General features: G+C 59.6%; 20 protein-coding genes and 1 tRNA gene. 3 read left to right on the top strand and 18 right to left on the bottom strand.

Annotated elements, in window-relative coordinates; all coding sequences use genetic code 11:
• Positions 1–158: 158 nt before the first annotated feature.
• The gene (gene prmC, locus AA105894_RS00590; protein WP_267310049.1) at positions 159–1,037 is read right to left on the bottom strand and encodes a peptide chain release factor N(5)-glutamine methyltransferase; all 879 of its coding nucleotides are present in this window, start codon (positions 1,035–1,037) and stop codon (positions 159–161) included.
• A gap of 32 nt (positions 1,038–1,069) precedes the next feature.
• Between prmC and AA105894_RS00595 the strand changes: the two genes are divergently transcribed.
• Entirely contained in the window at positions 1,070–1,510 is a 441-nt protein-coding gene (locus tag AA105894_RS00595) for a hypothetical protein (RefSeq protein WP_267310050.1), read from the top strand.
• 35 nt (positions 1,511–1,545) lie between these two features.
• Here the strand turns inward: AA105894_RS00595 and prfA are convergent, their stop codons facing one another.
• The 6 genes from prfA to AA105894_RS00625 all read right to left on the bottom strand — a co-directional run bounded on the left by prfA (position 1,546) and on the right by AA105894_RS00625 (position 8,918).
• The gene (prfA, locus tag AA105894_RS00600) at positions 1,546–2,610 is read right to left on the bottom strand and encodes a peptide chain release factor 1 (RefSeq protein ID WP_267310051.1); all 1,065 of its coding nucleotides are present in this window, start codon (positions 2,608–2,610) and stop codon (positions 1,546–1,548) included.
• A 2-nt stretch (positions 2,611–2,612) separates the two neighbouring features.
• Entirely contained in the window at positions 2,613–3,857 is a 1,245-nt protein-coding gene (hisS, locus tag AA105894_RS00605; protein ID WP_267310052.1) for a histidine--tRNA ligase, read from the bottom strand.
• Positions 3,858–3,861: 4 nt separating this feature from the next.
• Positions 3,862–5,031, bottom strand: a complete 1,170-nt coding sequence (gene ispG / locus AA105894_RS00610) for a flavodoxin-dependent (E)-4-hydroxy-3-methylbut-2-enyl-diphosphate synthase (protein WP_188426865.1) — start codon at positions 5,029–5,031, stop codon at positions 3,862–3,864.
• A gap of 244 nt (positions 5,032–5,275) precedes the next feature.
• Entirely contained in the window at positions 5,276–6,589 is a 1,314-nt protein-coding gene (locus tag AA105894_RS00615; protein ID WP_267310053.1) for a helix-turn-helix domain-containing protein, read from the bottom strand.
• A gap of 2 nt (positions 6,590–6,591) precedes the next feature.
• Positions 6,592–7,668, bottom strand: a complete 1,077-nt coding sequence (locus AA105894_RS00620) for an NAD(P)H-dependent flavin oxidoreductase (RefSeq protein WP_373316702.1) — start codon at positions 7,666–7,668, stop codon at positions 6,592–6,594.
• A 2-nt stretch (positions 7,669–7,670) separates the two neighbouring features.
• On the bottom strand, positions 7,671–8,918 hold the full coding sequence (locus tag AA105894_RS00625) for an aspartate kinase (protein ID WP_267310055.1): 1,248 nt from the start codon (positions 8,916–8,918) through the stop codon (positions 7,671–7,673).
• A gap of 172 nt (positions 8,919–9,090) precedes the next feature.
• On the opposite strand from AA105894_RS00625, the gene ubiG reads away from it, so the two are divergent.
• On the top strand, positions 9,091–9,825 hold the full coding sequence (gene ubiG, locus AA105894_RS00630; RefSeq protein WP_267310056.1) for a bifunctional 2-polyprenyl-6-hydroxyphenol methylase/3-demethylubiquinol 3-O-methyltransferase UbiG: 735 nt from the start codon (positions 9,091–9,093) through the stop codon (positions 9,823–9,825).
• A 113-nt stretch (positions 9,826–9,938) separates the two neighbouring features.
• On the opposite strand, the gene AA105894_RS00635 is transcribed toward ubiG, so the two are convergent.
• From AA105894_RS00635 to AA105894_RS00675, 9 genes are all read right to left on the bottom strand, one after another.
• Complete coding sequence (locus AA105894_RS00635; protein WP_188426870.1) at positions 9,939–11,201, bottom strand: lactonase family protein; 1,263 nt, start codon at positions 11,199–11,201, stop codon at positions 9,939–9,941.
• Between the two features lie 35 nt (positions 11,202–11,236).
• Complete coding sequence (locus tag AA105894_RS00640) at positions 11,237–11,716, bottom strand: DUF2147 domain-containing protein (RefSeq protein ID WP_267310057.1); 480 nt, start codon at positions 11,714–11,716, stop codon at positions 11,237–11,239.
• Between the two features lie 7 nt (positions 11,717–11,723).
• Entirely contained in the window at positions 11,724–12,149 is a 426-nt protein-coding gene (locus AA105894_RS00645) for a DUF1178 family protein (RefSeq protein WP_267310058.1), read from the bottom strand.
• The gene (gene grxC / locus AA105894_RS00650) at positions 12,146–12,406 is read right to left on the bottom strand and encodes a glutaredoxin 3 (RefSeq protein WP_267310195.1); all 261 of its coding nucleotides are present in this window, start codon (positions 12,404–12,406) and stop codon (positions 12,146–12,148) included. Before grxC ends, AA105894_RS00645 begins: the two co-directional genes overlap by 4 nt.
• A 23-nt stretch (positions 12,407–12,429) precedes the next feature.
• Positions 12,430–13,188, bottom strand: coding sequence for a ComF family protein (locus AA105894_RS00655; protein WP_267310059.1), 759 nt, complete (start codon positions 13,186–13,188; stop codon positions 12,430–12,432).
• 22 nt (positions 13,189–13,210) lie between these two features.
• Positions 13,211–13,387: a DUF3553 domain-containing protein gene (locus tag AA105894_RS00660; RefSeq protein WP_188426873.1), complete on the bottom strand. Its 177-nt coding sequence runs from the start codon at positions 13,385–13,387 to the stop codon at positions 13,211–13,213.
• The gene (locus tag AA105894_RS00665) at positions 13,384–14,814 is read right to left on the bottom strand and encodes a phosphomannomutase/phosphoglucomutase (protein WP_267310060.1); all 1,431 of its coding nucleotides are present in this window, start codon (positions 14,812–14,814) and stop codon (positions 13,384–13,386) included. Before AA105894_RS00665 ends, AA105894_RS00660 begins: the two co-directional genes overlap by 4 nt.
• Positions 14,814–15,689 carry a UTP--glucose-1-phosphate uridylyltransferase GalU gene (galU, locus tag AA105894_RS00670; RefSeq protein ID WP_188426875.1) on the bottom strand — a complete coding sequence of 292 codons (876 nt, stop codon included), beginning with the start codon at positions 15,687–15,689 and terminating at the stop codon, positions 14,814–14,816. Before galU ends, AA105894_RS00665 begins: the two co-directional genes overlap by 1 nt.
• A gap of 280 nt (positions 15,690–15,969) precedes the next feature.
• Positions 15,970–16,055 (bottom strand) — tRNA-Leu (locus tag AA105894_RS00675).
• A 57-nt stretch (positions 16,056–16,112) separates the two neighbouring features.
• Between AA105894_RS00675 and lipB the strand changes: the two genes are divergently transcribed.
• The gene (gene lipB / locus AA105894_RS00680; RefSeq protein ID WP_267310061.1) at positions 16,113–16,877 is read left to right on the top strand and encodes a lipoyl(octanoyl) transferase LipB; all 765 of its coding nucleotides are present in this window, start codon (positions 16,113–16,115) and stop codon (positions 16,875–16,877) included.
• On the opposite strand, the gene AA105894_RS00685 is transcribed toward lipB, so the two are convergent.
• Together AA105894_RS00685 and AA105894_RS00690 are read right to left on the bottom strand one after the other, a co-directional pair.
• Positions 16,781–17,371: a LolA family protein gene (locus AA105894_RS00685; protein WP_267310062.1), complete on the bottom strand. Its 591-nt coding sequence runs from the start codon at positions 17,369–17,371 to the stop codon at positions 16,781–16,783. The two genes, lipB and AA105894_RS00685, sit on opposite strands and share 97 nt — an antisense overlap.
• Positions 17,368–17,655 (bottom strand): BolA family protein, encoded by a 288-nt coding sequence (locus AA105894_RS00690; RefSeq protein ID WP_267310063.1) that lies wholly within the window; start codon positions 17,653–17,655, stop codon positions 17,368–17,370. The genes AA105894_RS00685 and AA105894_RS00690 overlap by 4 nt, the downstream gene beginning before the upstream one ends.
• Positions 17,656–17,698: the final 43 nt, after the last annotated feature.

Genomic DNA, 17,698 nt, shown 5'->3' on the forward strand with positions numbered 1-17,698 from the left:
CGGCCGGATTACGAGATCAGGCCAGTAATCCGCTCAGCTCAATCATCAAGATCATTGCGAGGGGCGGAAAACGCCTTGCCGTGTCGGTGAACGTCACCGCGACCCGAGCAAGCCGATCTTCGGAAACTAGCAAGCTTACGCCATTCTGCCAATGGTTTTCATGCGTCAGACTGCGACGGAACGAAAGAACGCTCAAAACATAACGCTCTGATGATCCCGCCAAGATCAGCCCTCGCCTCAACGAGCACGAAGCCTGCGCTTCCTGCCAGCGCGATGACATCCGTCTCCTGCCCCTGCCCTATCTCGAAAACCAGCACCCCCTTCGGAGCGAGATAGGCCATGGCCTGAGCGATGATCAGCCTATAGGCATCGAGCCCGTCTTCTCCGGCGATGAGTGCACGCGCTGGCTCATGGTCGCGTACCTCGGGCATCAGCCCTGCAAGATCGCCTGAGCGAATATAAGGCGGATTACTGATGATTACATCAAATTGCCCACTGATCGCTGAAAACCAGTTGCCTGCAAGAAAACCGGCGCGGCTGGCCAGCGCGTTACGCTGCGCATTGGCATGGGCAAGAGCCGCAGCATCAGGAGAAAGATCGACACCGACACCATAAGCCTGAGCGTACTCGCTCAGGACTGCCAAGAGCAGACAGCCTGTTCCGGTGCCAAGATCGAGAACAGAATGAATGCCCGTTTTGTCCGGTCGCAGGTTCAGCAAGGCCTCGATCAGGGCCTCACTATCACCGCGCGGAATGAGCGTGTCCGAAGAGACCGATAATGTCAGGGTCCAGAACCCGGTCTCGCCCTCAATCAGCGCGAGTGGTCGACGCGCGCAGCGTTGTGCAAGCCCCGCTTCGAGCCTTGGTGCTGCCTCTTCTGGCAGTGTGTCGAGCGACAGCAACCCTGACGCCTCGCAGCCGATCGCCCAGCAGACAAGTCGGCGCGCCTCCATGCGCGGTGCGTCTATGCCTGCCTTTTCCAGAGACGCTGCCGTCTCGATCAGCACATCCCTGAGGGCGCGTCGATTACCGCTCACTCTTTTCTCCTGAAACGTCTTATAAAACAGGAATGAGAAAGATTTTCTTCCTGCTTGCTGCCGTGAGCGGCATCAGCCCGGGTATCGCCCTTGCCGAGAGCTTCACTGTAACGGACGACCGCGCTCCCATCGAGGTGTCTGAAATATCGCGGCTCTACATTGATGGGACACTTGCCGCGACGTTTCGTCTTGATGACAAGACACCCAGCCTGACGAAAAAAATCGAGATCCCGCTTGGACGCGTCAACCACAGCTATGCGCTCTGCGGCCAGATTACGGTAATCAATGCCGAAGGGCGCTCCGAGACGCATCAGGTCAGCAGCGAGGGCACGCTGACCCATCCCGAAGGGCACCATCTGGTCGCGCTGGGCGATGAAGGCTTTACCGACTTCTTCCTGCGCGATCCGTCCGACCCTAATGTCGCCAGACATCATCCGGGCCACGCAGAAATCTGTGCCTCTCCGATAACCTGAGCCAGAGAGCGACCCGAGACCGGGGGAGGACTGGTTCAGCTCAGCCCCTCGGCTGCAAGCAGCGCTGTCTGCTCTTCCTGAGCCAGCGCATCGACAATCTCGTCGAATTCCCCAAGCATCACGCGATCAATCTTGTGCAGGGTCAGGTTGATTCGGTGATCCGTCACCCGCCCCTGTGGAAAATTATAGGTACGGATACGTTCAGAGCGATCGCCCGTGCCAACCTGTGATTTGCGATCCGCGGCGCGGCTGGCGTGAGCCTCTGCGCGCTGCCTCTCATAGAGACGCGCCCGCAGGATCTTCATCGCCTTGGCCTTGTTCTTGTGCTGGCTTTTCTCTTCCTGCATCGCCACCACAATGCCGCTCGGCATATGGGTGATACGCACAGCGCTTTCGGTCTTGTTCACATGCTGCCCACCCGCGCCCGAGGCGCGGTAAACGTCGATGCGCAGATCCCCCTCATCGATCGCCACATCCACTTCTTCCGCTTCGGGAAGAACGGCTACGGTAACAGTTGAGGTATGGATACGCCCCTGGCTTTCGGTAGCGGGAACACGCTGAACGCGATGGACACCCGATTCGTATTTCAGGCGGGCAAAGACCGACCGACCCGAAATCGTCGCGACACCCTCACGAAGCCCCGACAGATCGCTCTCGTCATACTCCATGATCTCGAAACGCCAGCCATGCAGATCAGAGAAGCGCTTATAGGCGCCGAACAGCTCTGCTGCAAAAAGCGCGGCCTCATCACCCCCCGCAGCGGGGCGGATTTCAAGAATGGCGCTGCGCTCATCAGCTTCATCACGCGGCAGAAGCGCCAGACGAACCTGCTGGTGCAATCCTTCGAGCTGCCCCTCGAGTGCATCGATCTCGCCCTGCGCCAGTTCGCGCATCTCGGGGTCATCGAGCAGAGCCAGAGCATCATTGCGTGCAGCGTCGGCGCGACGATAGGCCAGAATGGAAGAGACGACAGGCTCCAGCTCGGCAAACTCGCGCGACGCCCTGACAAAGTCGTCGCCCTGGATCTCGCCGCTGGACATCAGCGCCTGCAATTCATCCGACCGGGCGACAATACGCTCCAGCCTGTCGTCAAGAGCCACGATCAGACAGCTTTCAGGAAATGATCCGCCAGAGAATCGAGCGCGATTTCAACCTGCTCACGCCTGCCCAGATCGCGCACCGTCACGGCGCCTCGTGCCAGCTCGTCTTCGCCCACCAGAACCATATGGGCGGCGCCCGATTTGACCACGCGCTCCATACGCTTCTTGAGCGAAGAACGTGTTTCCAGCTCGGCGGCGAAACCGGCCTGACGCAGCGCCTGAACGGCGGTGATCGAAGCGGGCAAGGTGGAGTCACCCGTGGGCAGAACGGCAATGGCCCGTGCCTGCTCGGGAGCGCTGTCAATCAGCAGAGCCAGACGTTCGATGCCGCCAGCCCAGCCGATAGCAGGCGTTGCCGGGCCACCCATCTGGGCCACCAGCCCCTCATAGCGGCCACCAGCCAGAACCGTGCCCTGTGCGCCAAGGCGATCGGTCACGAACTCGAACGCGGTGTGACTGTAATAGTCGAGACCGCGCACGATATGCGGGTTTTCAACAAAGCTCACTCCGAACAGATCAAGCTTGCGGCGCAGATCATCCCAGAAATTGCGGGAGAACTCGTTCAGATAAGCACCAAATTTCGGCGCCTCTTTGAGCAATGCCCGGTCCTGCGGCGATTTGCTGTCGAGGATACGCAGGGGGTTGGCTTCAAGTCGGGCACGGCTTTCATCAGAAAGCGCGTCTTCATGCGCCTTGAAATAGGCGACGAGCGCCTCGCGCCAGGCCTGACGGCTCTCAAGATCGCCCAGCGTGTTGATTTCCAGCGTTACCGCATCACCCAGACCCAGCGCCTTGAGAATGGCATGAGCCATGGCGATGGTTTCGGCATCCATCAGGGCATCAGTCGCCCCAAGCAGCTCAGCGCCGATCTGATGGAACTGGCGGAAGCGCCCTTTCTGCGGGCGCTCATAGCGGAACATCGGTCCCTGATAGAAAACGCGCTGAGGCAGGGCCTGGGTCAGACCGTTTGTCACAAAAGCACGGCAGATCGCCGCGGTACCCTCGGGGCGCAGGGTCAGGCTGTCGCCGCCACGATCCTCGAAAGTGTACATCTCCTTCGTCACGACATCGGAAGTATCGCCGAGCGTGCGCGAGAAGACGCGGGTATCCTCGAAAATCGGAGTCGACCATTCCTCGTAGCCGTAGCGGCGCGTGATCTCACGCGCCGTTTCGACAACATGAGCATGGCGACGGGCCGTGTCGCCAATCAGGTCATGCGTACCACGAACCGGTTGAAGCTGGCTCATCTACTCAGACACCTGCCGATGCGAGAGCGGCCTCAGCCTGCTGGGCGGCTTCCTGCTCGGCCAGTTCGGCCTTCTCGGCTTCGATCTTCGCGACGCGCTCTTCGACGAGATCGACGATGTGTTCGATCATGTCCTGGCCCTCGTTCAGGCGATGGTCCTGCTTGCCTGCCGAATAGACCATGTGACGACCGGCGCCACCGCCCGTGACACCAAGATCGGTCATCAATGCCTCACCGGGGCCGTTCACGACACAGCCGATGATCGATAGCGTAAGAGGTGTCTTGATGTGCTGCAGACGATCTTCGAGCGTCTGCACCGTCTCGACCACGTTGAAGCCTTGTCGCGCACAGGACGGGCACGAAATGATCTTCACACCACGATGACGCAGGCCGAGGGATTTGAGAATGTCCCAGCCGACAAGCACTTCCTCTTCAGGAGGTGCAGAGAGCGAGACACGCATGGTGTCACCCACACCGGCCCAGAGCAGATTGCCCAGACCGATCGACGACTTCACGGTACCGGCGCGCTTCGATCCGGCCTCGGTGATACCGATATGCAGCGGATGGTCGCACACTTCGGCAAGCTGCTGATAGGCCGCAACCGCCATAAACACATCAGACGCCTTAACGCTGATCTTGAATTCATGGAAATCGTGATCCTGCAGAATCTTGGCGTGTTCGAGCGCGCTTTCTACCAGCGCATCGGGGTTGGGCTCACCGTATTTTTCGAGAAGATGCTTCTCAAGCGAGCCTGCATTCACACCAATACGGATCGAGCAACCATAGTCGCGCGCGGCGTTGACAACTTCACGCACACGCTCGGCGCTGCCGATATTGCCCGGATTGATACGCAGACAGGCTGCCCCGGCCTTCGCTGCCTCAATGGCGCGCTTGTAGTGGAAATGAATGTCAGCGACGATCGGCACGTTCACTTCGCGCACGATCTCTGCAAGAGCGGCGGTGCTTTCCTCATCGGGGCAGGAAACGCGCACGATATCCACACCGGCGATTTCCGACAGGCGGATCTGCTCGATCGTTGCCTTGGCATCTGACGTCAGGGTGTTGGTCATGGTCTGGACCGAGATCGGCGCATCCCCGCCGACTGCCACCTTGCCAACATGAATCTGACGGGACTTGCGACGTTCGATATACTGGTAAGGGCGATATCCGCTCATAATCTCGTCTCCGTAACGGAAAGACAGCGCGGGCCCCGCCCTGTTTTCCGGGGAAAGCACCGGAACCCCAGTCCCGTGTCACTCACCCATGTCTGTGTCATGCTGGCCAGTGCACCCCTTTGGGGAGCGCCCTGCCCGTCTCGTCTTGACCCTGTCACACCTGTCGAAGCCGGTGTTCAGCGGCCGTGGTTATTTCTCATGCCTGCATTACCTGTCGGAGGCAGGCTCCGATAGGGAAAAGGCTTTAGCGTGGCTGCGCTGTTTGTTCCAGTTGCCGCGCGTTCAGACGGTCGGTTTCCGACTCATGTGTCACTGCTGTAGTTCTTGGTGTCACCGGCGCCTTTTTCAAGACCGGCGTTACATTCTGACCCGACGGGGAATCACCGGTTTCAGACGCAGTATTGGGAGCAGCTGGCGCAACCGGCGTGCTCACCGCATTATCCTGACCGAGTTGTCCGTTGCGGATCGCCTCAGCCGTAACGACGAGCCCACGACGCACGGCGCCAACACGCCCAAGCGCCGATGTCGTCACATCACCTGCGCTCAGCGTCAGACCACCGGCATTGCCGAGTGTCATGCGATACGGTCCGGCATCTTCCGGCCCCTGCCAGGTTTCACCTGATTTCAGCACGCGGCTGAAGACGGTCGCCCCAGCCTTGTCCCTGATCGACACCCAGGCATCAGCTCCGGCATGCAGCACGATCATATTCGCAGGCGCTGCGGGAGCAGCCACGCTGGCTGGCGCCATCTCGGGACCAGGGGGCTGCGTTCCTGCAGGCTGGGCAGTTCCAGCCTGTGGTGGCTGTGTTGCCGCTGGCTGCGCTGTAAATGCGGAAGGCAAAGGAGGAGACTGCTCTGCCTGTCCTGTCTGCAGCGCAGGGGTGCTGGTTGCCGGATTATTATTACCCGGCGTCGGCGGTGTGTTCTGGCTTTGAACGGTGGGAGACTGAGCAGCGCCTGCCGCCTGGGATGTTGCACCTGCAGCAGGTATCTCAGCCGGTGTCGTCTGCGGTGATGGCGCCAGACCCCGATCAGGCATGACCGCGGCAATCTGCGGCGAAGGCGTGCCGTGCTGGGTGACGCCAGGCATGATTTCGGCGACAGGCGGCATCTGATGGGTCGGCGCCGGATCGGCGCCGAAGAAATGGTAATAGCCGATATAGGTACCAACCAGAACGGCGAGCCCCGCCCCGACCCAGAGCCCGACAGGAACACCACGCTCGGAAACAGGTTCCGGAAAGCTCAGATCGGGTTTGCGATCAAGGGCGCCGCGTGTGTCCTGCCTGAAGCGCGACACAGCCTGATCGGGGTCCATGCCAAGGGCCGAAGCATAGCTGCGCAGAAAGCCAAGCGCATAGGCACTGCCTGGAAAGACAGACGTATTCCCTTCTTCAAGGGCGATGAGGTAGCTCTCGCGAATACGCAGCCAGTTCGCCACATCGGGCAAGGTCCAGCCAAGCTCTTCGCGTCTGGCACGCAGATCGGCCCCAAGGCCGCGCGCGCCATCGGCGCTTCCACCCTGCCATCCCGGAATACGGTCTGTCGTCTTCTCTGGCATGATTACCCGATTGCGATCTCAGAAGTGTGAAGATGCCCGGTACGCGCCTCTCTTGCAACCAGTGCATCGACAGCCTGCTCGACCAGGTCATGCAGGATTTCCGCTACAGGGCGAACAGACTTCACCATGCCGACAGACTGGCCCGCCATCACCGAGCCTTCCTCGACATCGCCCTCGATCACGGCGCGGCGCAGCGCACCGGCCCAGAAATGCTCGATCTCGAGCTGGGCGTCTTCCTTGCTCAGTTCACCCGAGGTGAAGCGCGCAAGCGTTGCCGCCTGATGGGCCATGAAACGACGCGTTCCCGCATTGTTGAGGCCACGCACGGGGATGACCGGGAAACGCTCATCGATCTGGTTCGAGGTGACCGCATCACGCGCAGCAGCGCGTACAAAAGCCTTCTTGAAGGCTTCATGGGCGATGCTTTCCGTGCTGGCCGCAAAAACTGTGCCGAGCTGTGCGCCAGCAGCGCCCTGCTCCAGATACCCCAGAATCGCATCACCGCGCGCCAGACCACCGGCGACAAAAACCGGTACGTCGTGGATATGCGGCAGGATTTCCTGCGCCAGAACATTGAGCGAGACCGGGCCAACATGACCACCGGCTTCCGACCCTTCGATCACAAGGGCTTCGATACCCTGTTTGACCAGACGCTTGCCGAGGGCAAGAGCGGGGGCAAAACCGACGGCGCGGGCGCCACCGTCACGTACCTGCTTGATGGTCGCACCGCTCGGCACGCCGCCTGCCAGAACGATATGGCCGACCTTGTGCTCGAGGCAGACATCAACCAGACGGTCCAGTTCAGGATGCATGGTGATGAGGTTCACGCCAAACGGCTTATCCGTCAGCGCCTGTGTTGCCGCAATTTCCTCGGCAAGACGATCGGGCATCATCGCACCGCAGGCGATCACACCGAACCCGCCCGCATTGGAGATGGCCGATACGAGGTTGCGCTCACTCACCCAGGACATGGCGCCCCCCAGGATGGCTGTCGGCGTTCCAAGGAAGGCGCAACCAGGCGCCCAGAGACGATCAAGCGTCTCGCGGGCTTTCTGACGGGTCTGATCAGCGATTGTCATGGTCATTCACCATCCAGCCCATAGGCCGTGTGCAGGGCGCGCATGGCGAGTTCCATATATTCAGCATCGATCAGGACGGAGATCTTGATTTCGCTGGTCGAAATGACCTGAACATTGATGCCGCGCTCGGCGAGCGTCTGGAACATCGTGCTGGCCATGCCCGAATGCGAGCGCATGCCAATGCCCACAACGCTGATCTTCACAACATCATTGGCCGTATGGATTTCGCCATACTGGATATCACCACGTGCCGCTTCGAGCGCGGCGAGCGCGCGGGCCTGATCGCCCTTCGGCACGGTAAAGGTCATGTTGGTCGAACCGTCAGAGCCAACGCTCTGGACGATCATGTCCACATTGACGCGCGCTGCGGTGAGCGGGCTGAAAATGGCGGCAGCGATGCCCGGACGGTCCGGGATACGGCTCACCGAGATCTTTGCCTCGTCCAGGGAGTAGGCGATCCCCGTGACCAGTTCCTTTTCCATCATCTCGTCCTCATCCACCACCAGCGACCCGGAGAGTTCCGTCTCGGGCTCAAAACTCGACAACACGCGTACGCGCACTTTTTCTTTCATCGCCAGCCCGACCGAACGGGTCTGGAGTACCTTGGCCCCGACCGAAGCCAGCTCAAGCATCTCCTCAAAGGTGATGCGATCCAGCTTCTTTGCCTTTTTCACGATACGCGGGTCGGTCGTGTAGATGCCATCGACATCGGTATAAATGTCGCATCGATCCGCCTTGATGGCAGCCGCCACCGCTACAGCAGAGGTGTCAGAGCCGCCGCGACCGAGCGTGCTGATGCGCTCACCCGGCGCTACGCCCTGAAAACCTGCGATGACCGGCACCTCGCCACGCTCCATGCACGCAATCAGCGCCGCGCCCTCGACATCGCCGATGCGCGCCTTGCCATGGGCGTCATCCGTACGGAAAGGGATCTGCCAGCCCTGCCACGAGCGCGACGGCACACCAAGCGTCTGCAGTGCGATGGCCGTGAGACCACTTGTCACCTGCTCGCCACTTGCCACCACGGCATCATATTCGCACGCATCGGCCATGGGGTCGAGCGCCTGAACGTAGCCCACCATCTGATTGGTGACACCGGCCATGGCCGACACCACCACGGCAACCTGATGCCCCTTGTCGCGCTCAATACGCACGCGCTCGGCGACGGCGCGAATGCGGTCCAGATCGGCCACGGAGGTTCCACCGAACTTCATGACGATCCGGGTTGGGCGCTGGTCTGATGACGTCATAATGGTGCACCTGGCTCCGTACGTAGCAGAAAGCGGTCAATCACAGAGCGCCGGGATCGGATTTTCCAGCCTGCGATGTTGCGCAAGGAAAGGCCGGTCACATACTAAGTCCGGATCGCGCCGTCCAGATACTCTGGTAAAACGGACTCATTTCTGTCTTTTTGGAACCACAATGCCAGATCACGCCGCTTCTTCCGTCTCCGATCGCGAGATCGCCCATTTCGACCAGCTGGCCGCGACCTGGTGGGACCCCAAAGGGCCGATGAAGCCCCTGCATGACATGAACCCCATGCGCACCGAATGGGTGAATGCCCATCTCAGGCGTCTGGAGGGCCTACGTGGCGGCACACTGTCTCTGCTCGACATTGGCTGCGGCGCCGGTCTGGCCAGCGAGGCTTTTGCCCGTATGGGTCATGATGTTCTGGGGCTCGATGCATCACCAGAGGGAATCCGGGCTGCCGAGGCGCATCTCGCCGCGAACCCGCTGCCGGAAAACTCGGGCAGCCTCACCTACCGCAAGGGCAGTGCAGAAGAGCTGGTGCGCGAAGGACAGGGCTTTGACGTGATCTCGGCGCTCGAAGTGATCGAACACGTGAACGACCCCCAGGAGTTTCTGGCGCTACTGCGTTCGCTCACCCGACCCGGCGGACTGATTGCGGTTTCCACCCTCAATCGCACCCTGCGTTCCCTGGCCGTGGCCAAGATCGGGGCCGAATATATTGCGCGGCTTCTGCCGGTCGGCACGCATGACTGGAAGAAATTCATCAAGCCTGAAGAGCTGCACCGTATGGGGCGCGCTGTCGGGCTACGAATGATCGATGTCGCCGGAATGAGTTACCGCCCGATGCACTGGCGCATCACACGCGACACAAGCATCAATTACATCACGATGTTCGTGCGCGACTAGGAGCGTTACCGCTTAGAAAGGAGGCAAAAAAAACGCCTCCTGCGCGACCCTCAATTCGTGACGGTCGCGGCTGAGGAGGAACGGGTAAGCCCGCTCCTCCCCAACGTATTTCCTCAGACTTCCGTATCCATGAAGGCGAAAGTCGTCGGGCTGCCGACAGGGGTGAAGTTTTCGGTAAAGCCGAGCTGGCCGCTCGCCTTGTCGATGCGGAACGACGTCACGGCATCGCTGCGCTGATTGGCGCAGAACAGGAAATTCCCCGAGGGGTCGAACATCATGGCGCGGCCGTAATCGGCATGCATCCATGCTTCGTCCTGCAGGGTAAGGGTGCCATCTTCACCAACCTTGAACACAGCGAGCGAATCACCGAGGCGGTTGGAGGCATAGACAAAGCGGTCATCGGCAGAAATCAGGATTTCTGCTGCCAGAGTGCTGCCGCGGAAGTGCGAGGTAACCGTGCTGACCGATTGAAGATTATTGATGGCACCGGTCTGCGGATCAAAGGCGCTGACAACGATCTTCGAGTCCTGCTCGCAGAGGTTGTACATCAGCTTGCCCGAGCGATTGAACTGGAAGTGACGCGGCGCACTGCCAGGCGTCATATCGTAATAGGGCACCTTGGCTGGCACGAGCTTGCCCGTCTGCAGGTTCAGCGTCCAGACATAGACACGGTCGAGCCCGGCATCATCAGCGATGACAAACTTGCCGCTCGGGTCGCTCTGGATCATATGCGGGTGCGACCCGGAGTGATCGGAAACAGCGAAATTTCCCTGAGGGTTATCGGCGGCACGCTCAGGCTGACGCGGGCCAGTGTTATGCACCACATCCGTTGCCGGGCCGAGCGAGCCGTCAGGACGGATCGGCAGCACGCCGACAGAACCGCCCATGTAATTGGCGACCAGCACGTAACGACCCGAATGATGCACGCTCAAATGGGCTGGCACCGCACCGCCGGAGCTGACGGTGTTCAGCTTCTTGAGCGAACCTGTCTTGCGATCAACGGCGAAGGCCGTGACAGAGCCGTCACCATCCTTGTTGAAATCGTCAATCTCGCTAAGCGCGTAAAGAAAGCGCTTGTCATGCGAGAGCGTGATGAAGGATGGGCTGGCGATATCGGTAAAGGTCGTTACAGGCGTCAGAACGCCGGTTTCACGATCCATCTCGAACACGGCGATCCCTTCACCGTTACCGGCGCCACCCGGAGGGGCATGCTTGGTATAGCCCCCGACGAAACAGATCGTCTTGGATACCGGCTTGGGCGGCGGCGGCGGCACGGCCGGTGTCTTGTCGGTGGCATCCTGCGCGTGCGCCGTGGCGCATCCCAGCAGGCCAAGAGTACCCAACGCGAAGCTGCGGCGGGAAAGGATCGTCTTCATTGTCTAATCTCAAGCTCCTCGGGTGGCGTTCCGGTTCAGGGCAATTTGCACTCAGGCCCGATCGTGCCGTGATAACGGGTCCAGGTCTGCGTCTTGCCGAAAAGGGGAATTCCCAGAATGAAACCGCGCAGCTTCAGCACCTCGGCAGACTCGGCATGGATGCGGGCGTCATAGGTACGCCCTGTCTCCGGGTCGAGAATATGCCCCCGCCACACGTTTTCATCTTTGCTTAATCGGAAATCGGTCAGCATGACCAGCCCACATTGTGAACGCCCCCACACATCCTTGGGAACGGGACCGTCATAAAGCATACCGATCAGGCGCCCGCAGAGCGTATCGCCGCAATGACCGATCTGAAACACACCATCGTGATCCTGTGCGAGCCAGAGTCCCTCTTCGGGTGCGGGCGGATTACCTGCGGTCTGAGCCATGGCTTGCGACACCCCCAGAAGGGCAAGAAGCGGCACGAGCCGTATCAGATGGGCGGCACCTGCAAGCACGCCACGCCCCGTCATTTGCCCTTCACGACTCCGAGCGGTCGATCCAGGGAATCGGGGTAAAATCGACGCCTTCATCTTCGAGCCTTTCCCTTTCGGAGTCGCTCATCGTGCCATAGATGCCACGCTCGGACCGGCGCTCCCCGTCGTCGCGAGCATCATGACGCTTCAACGCTTCTTCGGCAAATCGGTCGCCCACATTGTCACAGTGCGATTCAACCTCTTTCCTGATCGCTCGCAGCGCCATCAGGACCTGATCAGCTGGCTCGATCGAGACGGCTTTGGCAGAGCGTGCCAGCGCTGGCGCCATAAGGCTTTTCTCGACAGCACTGACACCGCATTGCGGGCAAAGCACAAGACCGCGCGCTTTCTGCGTGTCAAAGGAATCCGCATCGGGAAACCAGCCCTCGAACTCATGCCCGACTGTGCAATGCAGTCTATAACAAATCATTTCTTGCCAAGAATCGTATCAAGCTGACCGCTGGCATCGAGCTGCATCAGGTCTGTGCAGCCGCCAAGCGCCTGCTCGCCGACAAAGATCTGCGGGACGGTACGCCCGCCCCCCGAGCGACGGATCGCGTCCTGACGTTCGGGAGTGCCATGCGGCGCGTTGATCTCTTCAAAAGCAACGTTTTTGGAGGCCAGAATCTGCACGGCGCGTACGCAATAGGGGCAACCCGGCTGGGTGTAGATCTCGATTTTCTGCACGGTGAACTCAATCCTCACTGCCATTAAGCGTGAAGCCTGTCGGAATCATCTGCCAGCTTGACAGTACGCGCTGCCACCAGAAGATCCACACGCTTCGCCCCCGCCTGTCGGAGATGCCTAGCGCAAATGGAGGCGGTCGCCCCCGTGGTCAAGATATCGTCGATCAGAACGATATGTCGGCCGACAAGAAGATCACGCTTTGAGGCCGCAACGCTGAAGGCGTTTTCCAGCACCTGCGCGCGCTGATCGTGAAACAGGCTGGCAAGATTCTGCGTCGCGCGATGGCGGATCAGGGCGTCGGGCAGAACACGCAGGCCAGGCTGCAAGCGCGCAATATGTCGCGCCAGAAGCACAGCCTGATTATAGCGACGATGCCAGAAACGATGCCGGTGCAGCGGTACAGGAACGAGATAATCCGCATGTGCCAGCATCCGACCGGCCGAAGCCATCATGCCTTGCGCGAGGAATGCGGCACTTTCCAACCGATCGCCGTATTTGAAGTGCAAGATCAGGCGACGCGCCGTATCCTCATACAACCACGCCGCCTGCGCCTCGTTCCAGTAGCCGGAGGGAGGGGCACATTTTGCACAATGGCCGCTTGTGTTGAGGTAAGCCTCCGACGCCACCGGCAGAGCGCAATGACGACATGAGAGAACCACCGGATGCAGATGCTGGAAGCAGTCGAGACAGACCAGTCCTGATTGAGTGGTTTCGCCACCGCAGGAAAGGCAAATGGGGGGCAAAAACAGATCGAGCCCTACCCTGCCGAGAGCACGCAGCACCCTCACCTCTCCTGCCCTCGTCTCACTCAATGACAATCAGGTCGATCAGCTGGGCATTGATAAGAACCTTGCCCCTGTTCTCGAAATTGATCGTCACACGATGGCCTGTCACACTCTGGATCTGCCCTACACCCCAATCAGGGCAATCGGGATGCGTCACAAACTGGCCTGGTTCATAGAAAGCGATTTCCGATCTCATGAACGGGCCTCATCACGACCAGAGCTGAAACCTTCAATTGGCGGCAGGGCGACATTCTCGGCTCGCAGCAGAGCCGCGATACGGGTGATCATGTCATGGCAGGCATCATGATCGACACCTTCGATACGAGCGACGAGCGCAGGCTGGGTGTTGGAGGCCCTTAACAGCCACCATCCGCCAGCCGCCTTCACACGCATGCCATCTGTCAGCACGATATCATCGCCTTCCGCGCGACACCGGGCGATGATCCTGTCGACTATCCCGAATTTGAGATCATCCTCACAATCGAAACGAATTTCCGGGGTCGCCACAAGACGGGGCAGAGCTCCGCAGAGTGCCGAGAGAGATTTTTCCTGCCCGGCCAGAAAATCGATCAACCGCACAGCGGCATAAAGCCCATCATCGAAGCCCGGCCAGCGATCGGCAAAAAAGAAATGTCCCGACATCTCCCCGGCAAAAGCCGCACCTGTTTCGTGCATGGCTGCCTTGACCTCGGAATGACCGCTCGGACACATCGCAACACGCGCGCCAGCAGATTCGACGCCATCGAAAAACACCTGCGACATTTTCACGTCGCCCAGAATCATCGCACCGGGCCGTTCCTTGAGGATGGCTTGAGCAAAAAGCAGGCTCAACCGGTCTGCCGGAATGAGGGCGCCCTTTTCGTCAACGGCACCTACTCGATCCGCATCACCATCAAAGGCGACGCCAAGATCGGCGGAGTTTTCCCGCACAGCGCGCTGCAGCTGCACCATGTTCTCGGGCAATGTCGGGTCAGGATGATGCGCAGGAAACAGCCCATCCACGGTCCCGTTCAGCACGATATGCTCGCCAGGGAGCTGTTTCAGAAGCCGCCCCAGCGCATGAGCCGCCGAGGAATGGCTGTTATCCCAGACGACACGCAATTGACGCCCATGCTGACGCAGACCCTCCGCCAAGGCTGCCTCATAGCGCCCATCGGCAGAATAATCGCTCGCCTGACCGATCTGACGGCCAGCCAGCACACCCTCGCGCAGGCTCTGCGCAATTTCCTGAAGGGAGGCGCCGAAGAAAGGCTGATTATCGAGCAGGATCTTGAAGCCATTATACCCTATCGGGTTATGGCTTCCCGTCACCATGATCGCGCCTGACGCCTGCTCGCTAAAGGACGCGTAATAAAGCTCTGGTGTGGCGCAGCATCCGAGACGCCTTACATTCATTCCACCTGTTACGAGCCCGGCAACTAGGGCCTGCTCCAGACGAGGCGAGCTGTCACGACCGTCATGCCCGACGAGGACATCATCAAGACCCCGCTTGCGCAGCACTGACGCAAAAACGACGCCCAGAGCCTGAGCGTCGTTCTCGAAAAGCGTCTTATCGACCATCCCGCGGATATCATATTCCCGCAGGATGGAAGGATGGAACTCATGACGAAGCAGAGTGTCCATCAGGCATCGGCGTATTTCTTGATGAAGCCACGCATGGCATCGCGCAGGTCCGGGCGCTCGAGTGCAAAGGCGATCTGCGCCTCCAGATAACCGGCCTTGTCACCGCAATCATAACGGATGCCGTCATAACGCAGACCATGGAACGGCGCATGGCCGATCATCTTGGCCATCGCATCTGTCAGCTGCACTTCACCGCCTGCGCCACGCTCCAGCTTTGACAGATGGGTCATGATCTCGGGCAGCAGCACATAACGACCGATAATGGACAGATTGGAAGGGGCGTCTTCAGGGTTCGGCTTTTCGACCAGCCCCTTGACCTCAACCAGCTTGCCGTCATCCTTGCCTACATCAAGAATGCCGTAGCGATTGGTATGCTCCTTCGGCACTTCGGAGACAGCAACGACGTTACCGCCGGTCTGGTTATACACTTCGACCAGCTGTGCGACGCAGCCCTTCTCGCCCTGCACGATGTCGTCCGGCAATAGAATGGCAAACGGATCGTCACCGATAAACGAACGGGCGCACCAGATAGCATGACCGAGACCGAGCGGCTCCTGCTGACGGACGGCCGCGAGCGAGCCTGCTTCGATGGAGCTGGGCTGCAGCGTTTCAAGCAGGGAATTCTTGCCGCGCTCCTTGAGAGTCGTTTCGAGCTCGAATGCGACGTCGAAATAATCGATCAGGCTGTCCTTGCCGCGACCGGTAATCAGGCAGAACTGATCGATACCAGCCTTGCGTGCTTCATCAACAGCATACTGGATCAGAGGGCGGTCAACGACCGGCAGCATCTCTTTCGGCATGGCCTTTGTAGCAGGGAGAAAGCGCGTCCCCATGCCAGCGACGGGGAGTACAGCTTTTCTGAGCGGCTTGATCACGTTTTCCGACCTTTGGATCTCTGTAGAGTATGCAGCGCAATCTTGGGCATCTTAACCAGAACTATACCCGAAGATCGCGCCCCAGATTACACGATGATTGTCTCACATCCAGTATCTGAGGCCAGAACTTCGGCAAAGTGATGGCAGGAACACAAAATTTCACAAACACCATGGCGATAGAAAGCCAATAGGTTAATGAAAGTTCATTCCGCTTGCATTAGATTTTTTTGGGAGATTTTCTGGTGGACTGGCACCCCCCGTAGGGGGTGCTTCCAGTTCATGGTGCGGTCGAGAAGACTCGAACTTCCACGGGGTTGCCCCCACAAGCACCTCAAGCTTGCGCGTCTACCATTCCGCCACGACCGCATCGTGACAAGCGGCCCGCTCTGGGCGATACCGCTCGTGTGAAGGGGGCTATAGCCGATGACTGATGAGCAGGCAATCGCCGAAAAGGCGATTTTCGACAAAATATCCTGGAAAAGGGAAAAAGAGCTGATTCCCTATGAACTTGCGTTCGAGGCGATGCAGCAACGTGCCGCAGCCATAAGAGCTGGCGAGGCCGGGGAAATCCTGTGGTTTCTGGAGCACCCGCGTCTCTACACGGCAGGCACCTCGGCGAAACCGGCCGATCTGATCAACCCGGAAGGGCTACCCACCTATGATGCCGGGCGCGGCGGGCAATGGACCTATCATGGGCCCGGTCAGCGAATCGTTTACGTTATGCTTGATCTGCAGCGTGACCACGGCCCGACACCGGCGCGCGATCTGCGTGCCTTTGTGCAGAGCCTGGAGAGATGGGTGATTACGAGCCTTGCCCGGCTTGGAATCAAGGGGCGCACCGAATGCGGACGAATCGGCGTATGGGTCGATGACCCCCTCTCAGGGCTGGAAACAAAGATCGCCGCTATCGGTATAAGAGTAAGCCGTTGGGTGTCCTGGCACGGAATTTCGATCAATTTCGATCCGCTTCTGAGTGATTTCGATGGAATCATCCCCTGCGGCATCAGGGAATATGGTGTCACAAGTGTGAAGCGCTTCAATCCGGGCCTCACGTTGGAAGATCTGGATGAAGCGCTCCTAGCCACCTGGCCTCAGTTCTTCGGTGCCACGCCCGTTTCCGTCACATCAGAGAGCGACAATACGATTCTGTTGCCACGCGCATCGACGCCATCGAGCGTGGAAAGCTGAAGCCTTCCCTCTTTCTCGATCAGTTGCAGGGTCAGCAGACCCTGTGACGGGTTATTCGCCTCCGCGAGCGAAATCTGCGCTGCACCCGCCGTAGTCCGGATATCCGTCACACGGATCGCACCGGCAAAACGCACTGGCACATGCAGAAGCAGGCCAAGCGGGTTGCGCGCCAGACTGATCTTGGTCACAGACCCTGTCTGTGAGTCGTCGATCACGAGATGTGCACCCGAAGCGCGGAGCGTCATGGCGTGTGGCGATACATAATCCAGAGCGAGCGCGCCTGGGCGATAGGAGAAATGCCCGGCCCCGTCATTCCGCCCGGGACCGACCTGAACGAAATGCCCTTCAAGCGTTGCAGGACGATTGAGTGCCGCCTCGACGCGATGCGCCTCACGCTGCTGCGTGGCCGACAGCCCTTCCATGCCGTTCACGGCGCAACCCGCCAACGCCCCTGAGAGCGCCAGAGCCGAGAGAAGACGCGTTGCGGCTTTCATAGCTCAGCCGGTGTGAAAAGCTTGAGCGAGAGCGCGTGAAGCCCGGTTTCAAATTCCGGCTTGAGCAACTCATTGACCAGCCTGTGCCGCGCCACCCGGTTCATGCCTCCGAAGCGCTCACTGACAATGGTCATGGTGAAATGGGTCTCGTCACCCTCGATCCCGTTGCGCCCCGCATGATGCGCATGACGCTTGCTGTCGTCTCGTATTGTCATCTTTACAGGCTGCAACGCGACATCGAGCGCAGCCTTCATGCGCGCTGCGCGTTCCTTGAGGTCACTCATGAGCACTCCCTTCTTGCATCGGCGTCTCTTACAACGCACATAA

This window comes from Asaia spathodeae NBRC 105894, from assembly GCF_025994195.1.
Lineage (GTDB): Bacteria > Pseudomonadota > Alphaproteobacteria > Acetobacterales > Acetobacteraceae > Asaia > Asaia siamensis.

Coding starts and splice junctions, on each gene's coding strand:
- AA105894_RS00595 (WP_267310050.1), top strand. CDS start 1,070: ATGAGAAAGATTTTCTTCCTGCTTGCTGCCGTGAGCGGCATCAGCCCG.
- hisS (WP_267310052.1), bottom strand. CDS start 3,857: ATGAGCCAGCTTCAACCGGTTCGTGGTACGCATGACCTGATTGGCGAC.
- ispG (WP_188426865.1), bottom strand. CDS start 5,031: ATGAGCGGATATCGCCCTTACCAGTATATCGAACGTCGCAAGTCCCGT.
- AA105894_RS00615 (WP_267310053.1), bottom strand. CDS start 6,589: ATGCCAGAGAAGACGACAGACCGTATTCCGGGATGGCAGGGTGGAAGC.
- AA105894_RS00620 (WP_373316702.1), bottom strand. CDS start 7,668: ATGACAATCGCTGATCAGACCCGTCAGAAAGCCCGCGAGACGCTTGAT.
- AA105894_RS00625 (WP_267310055.1), bottom strand. CDS start 8,918: ATGACGTCATCAGACCAGCGCCCAACCCGGATCGTCATGAAGTTCGGT.
- ubiG (WP_267310056.1), top strand. CDS start 9,091: ATGCCAGATCACGCCGCTTCTTCCGTCTCCGATCGCGAGATCGCCCAT.
- AA105894_RS00635 (WP_188426870.1), bottom strand. CDS start 11,201: ATGAAGACGATCCTTTCCCGCCGCAGCTTCGCGTTGGGTACTCTTGGC.
- AA105894_RS00640 (WP_267310057.1), bottom strand. CDS start 11,716: ATGACGGGGCGTGGCGTGCTTGCAGGTGCCGCCCATCTGATACGGCTC.
- AA105894_RS00645 (WP_267310058.1), bottom strand. CDS start 12,149: ATGATTTGTTATAGACTGCATTGCACAGTCGGGCATGAGTTCGAGGGC.
- AA105894_RS00660 (WP_188426873.1), bottom strand. CDS start 13,387: ATGAGATCGGAAATCGCTTTCTATGAACCAGGCCAGTTTGTGACGCAT.
- AA105894_RS00665 (WP_267310060.1), bottom strand. CDS start 14,814: ATGGACACTCTGCTTCGTCATGAGTTCCATCCTTCCATCCTGCGGGAA.
- lipB (WP_267310061.1), top strand. CDS start 16,113: ATGACTGATGAGCAGGCAATCGCCGAAAAGGCGATTTTCGACAAAATA.
- AA105894_RS00685 (WP_267310062.1), bottom strand. CDS start 17,371: ATGAAAGCCGCAACGCGTCTTCTCTCGGCTCTGGCGCTCTCAGGGGCG.
- AA105894_RS00690 (WP_267310063.1), bottom strand. CDS start 17,655: ATGAGTGACCTCAAGGAACGCGCAGCGCGCATGAAGGCTGCGCTCGAT.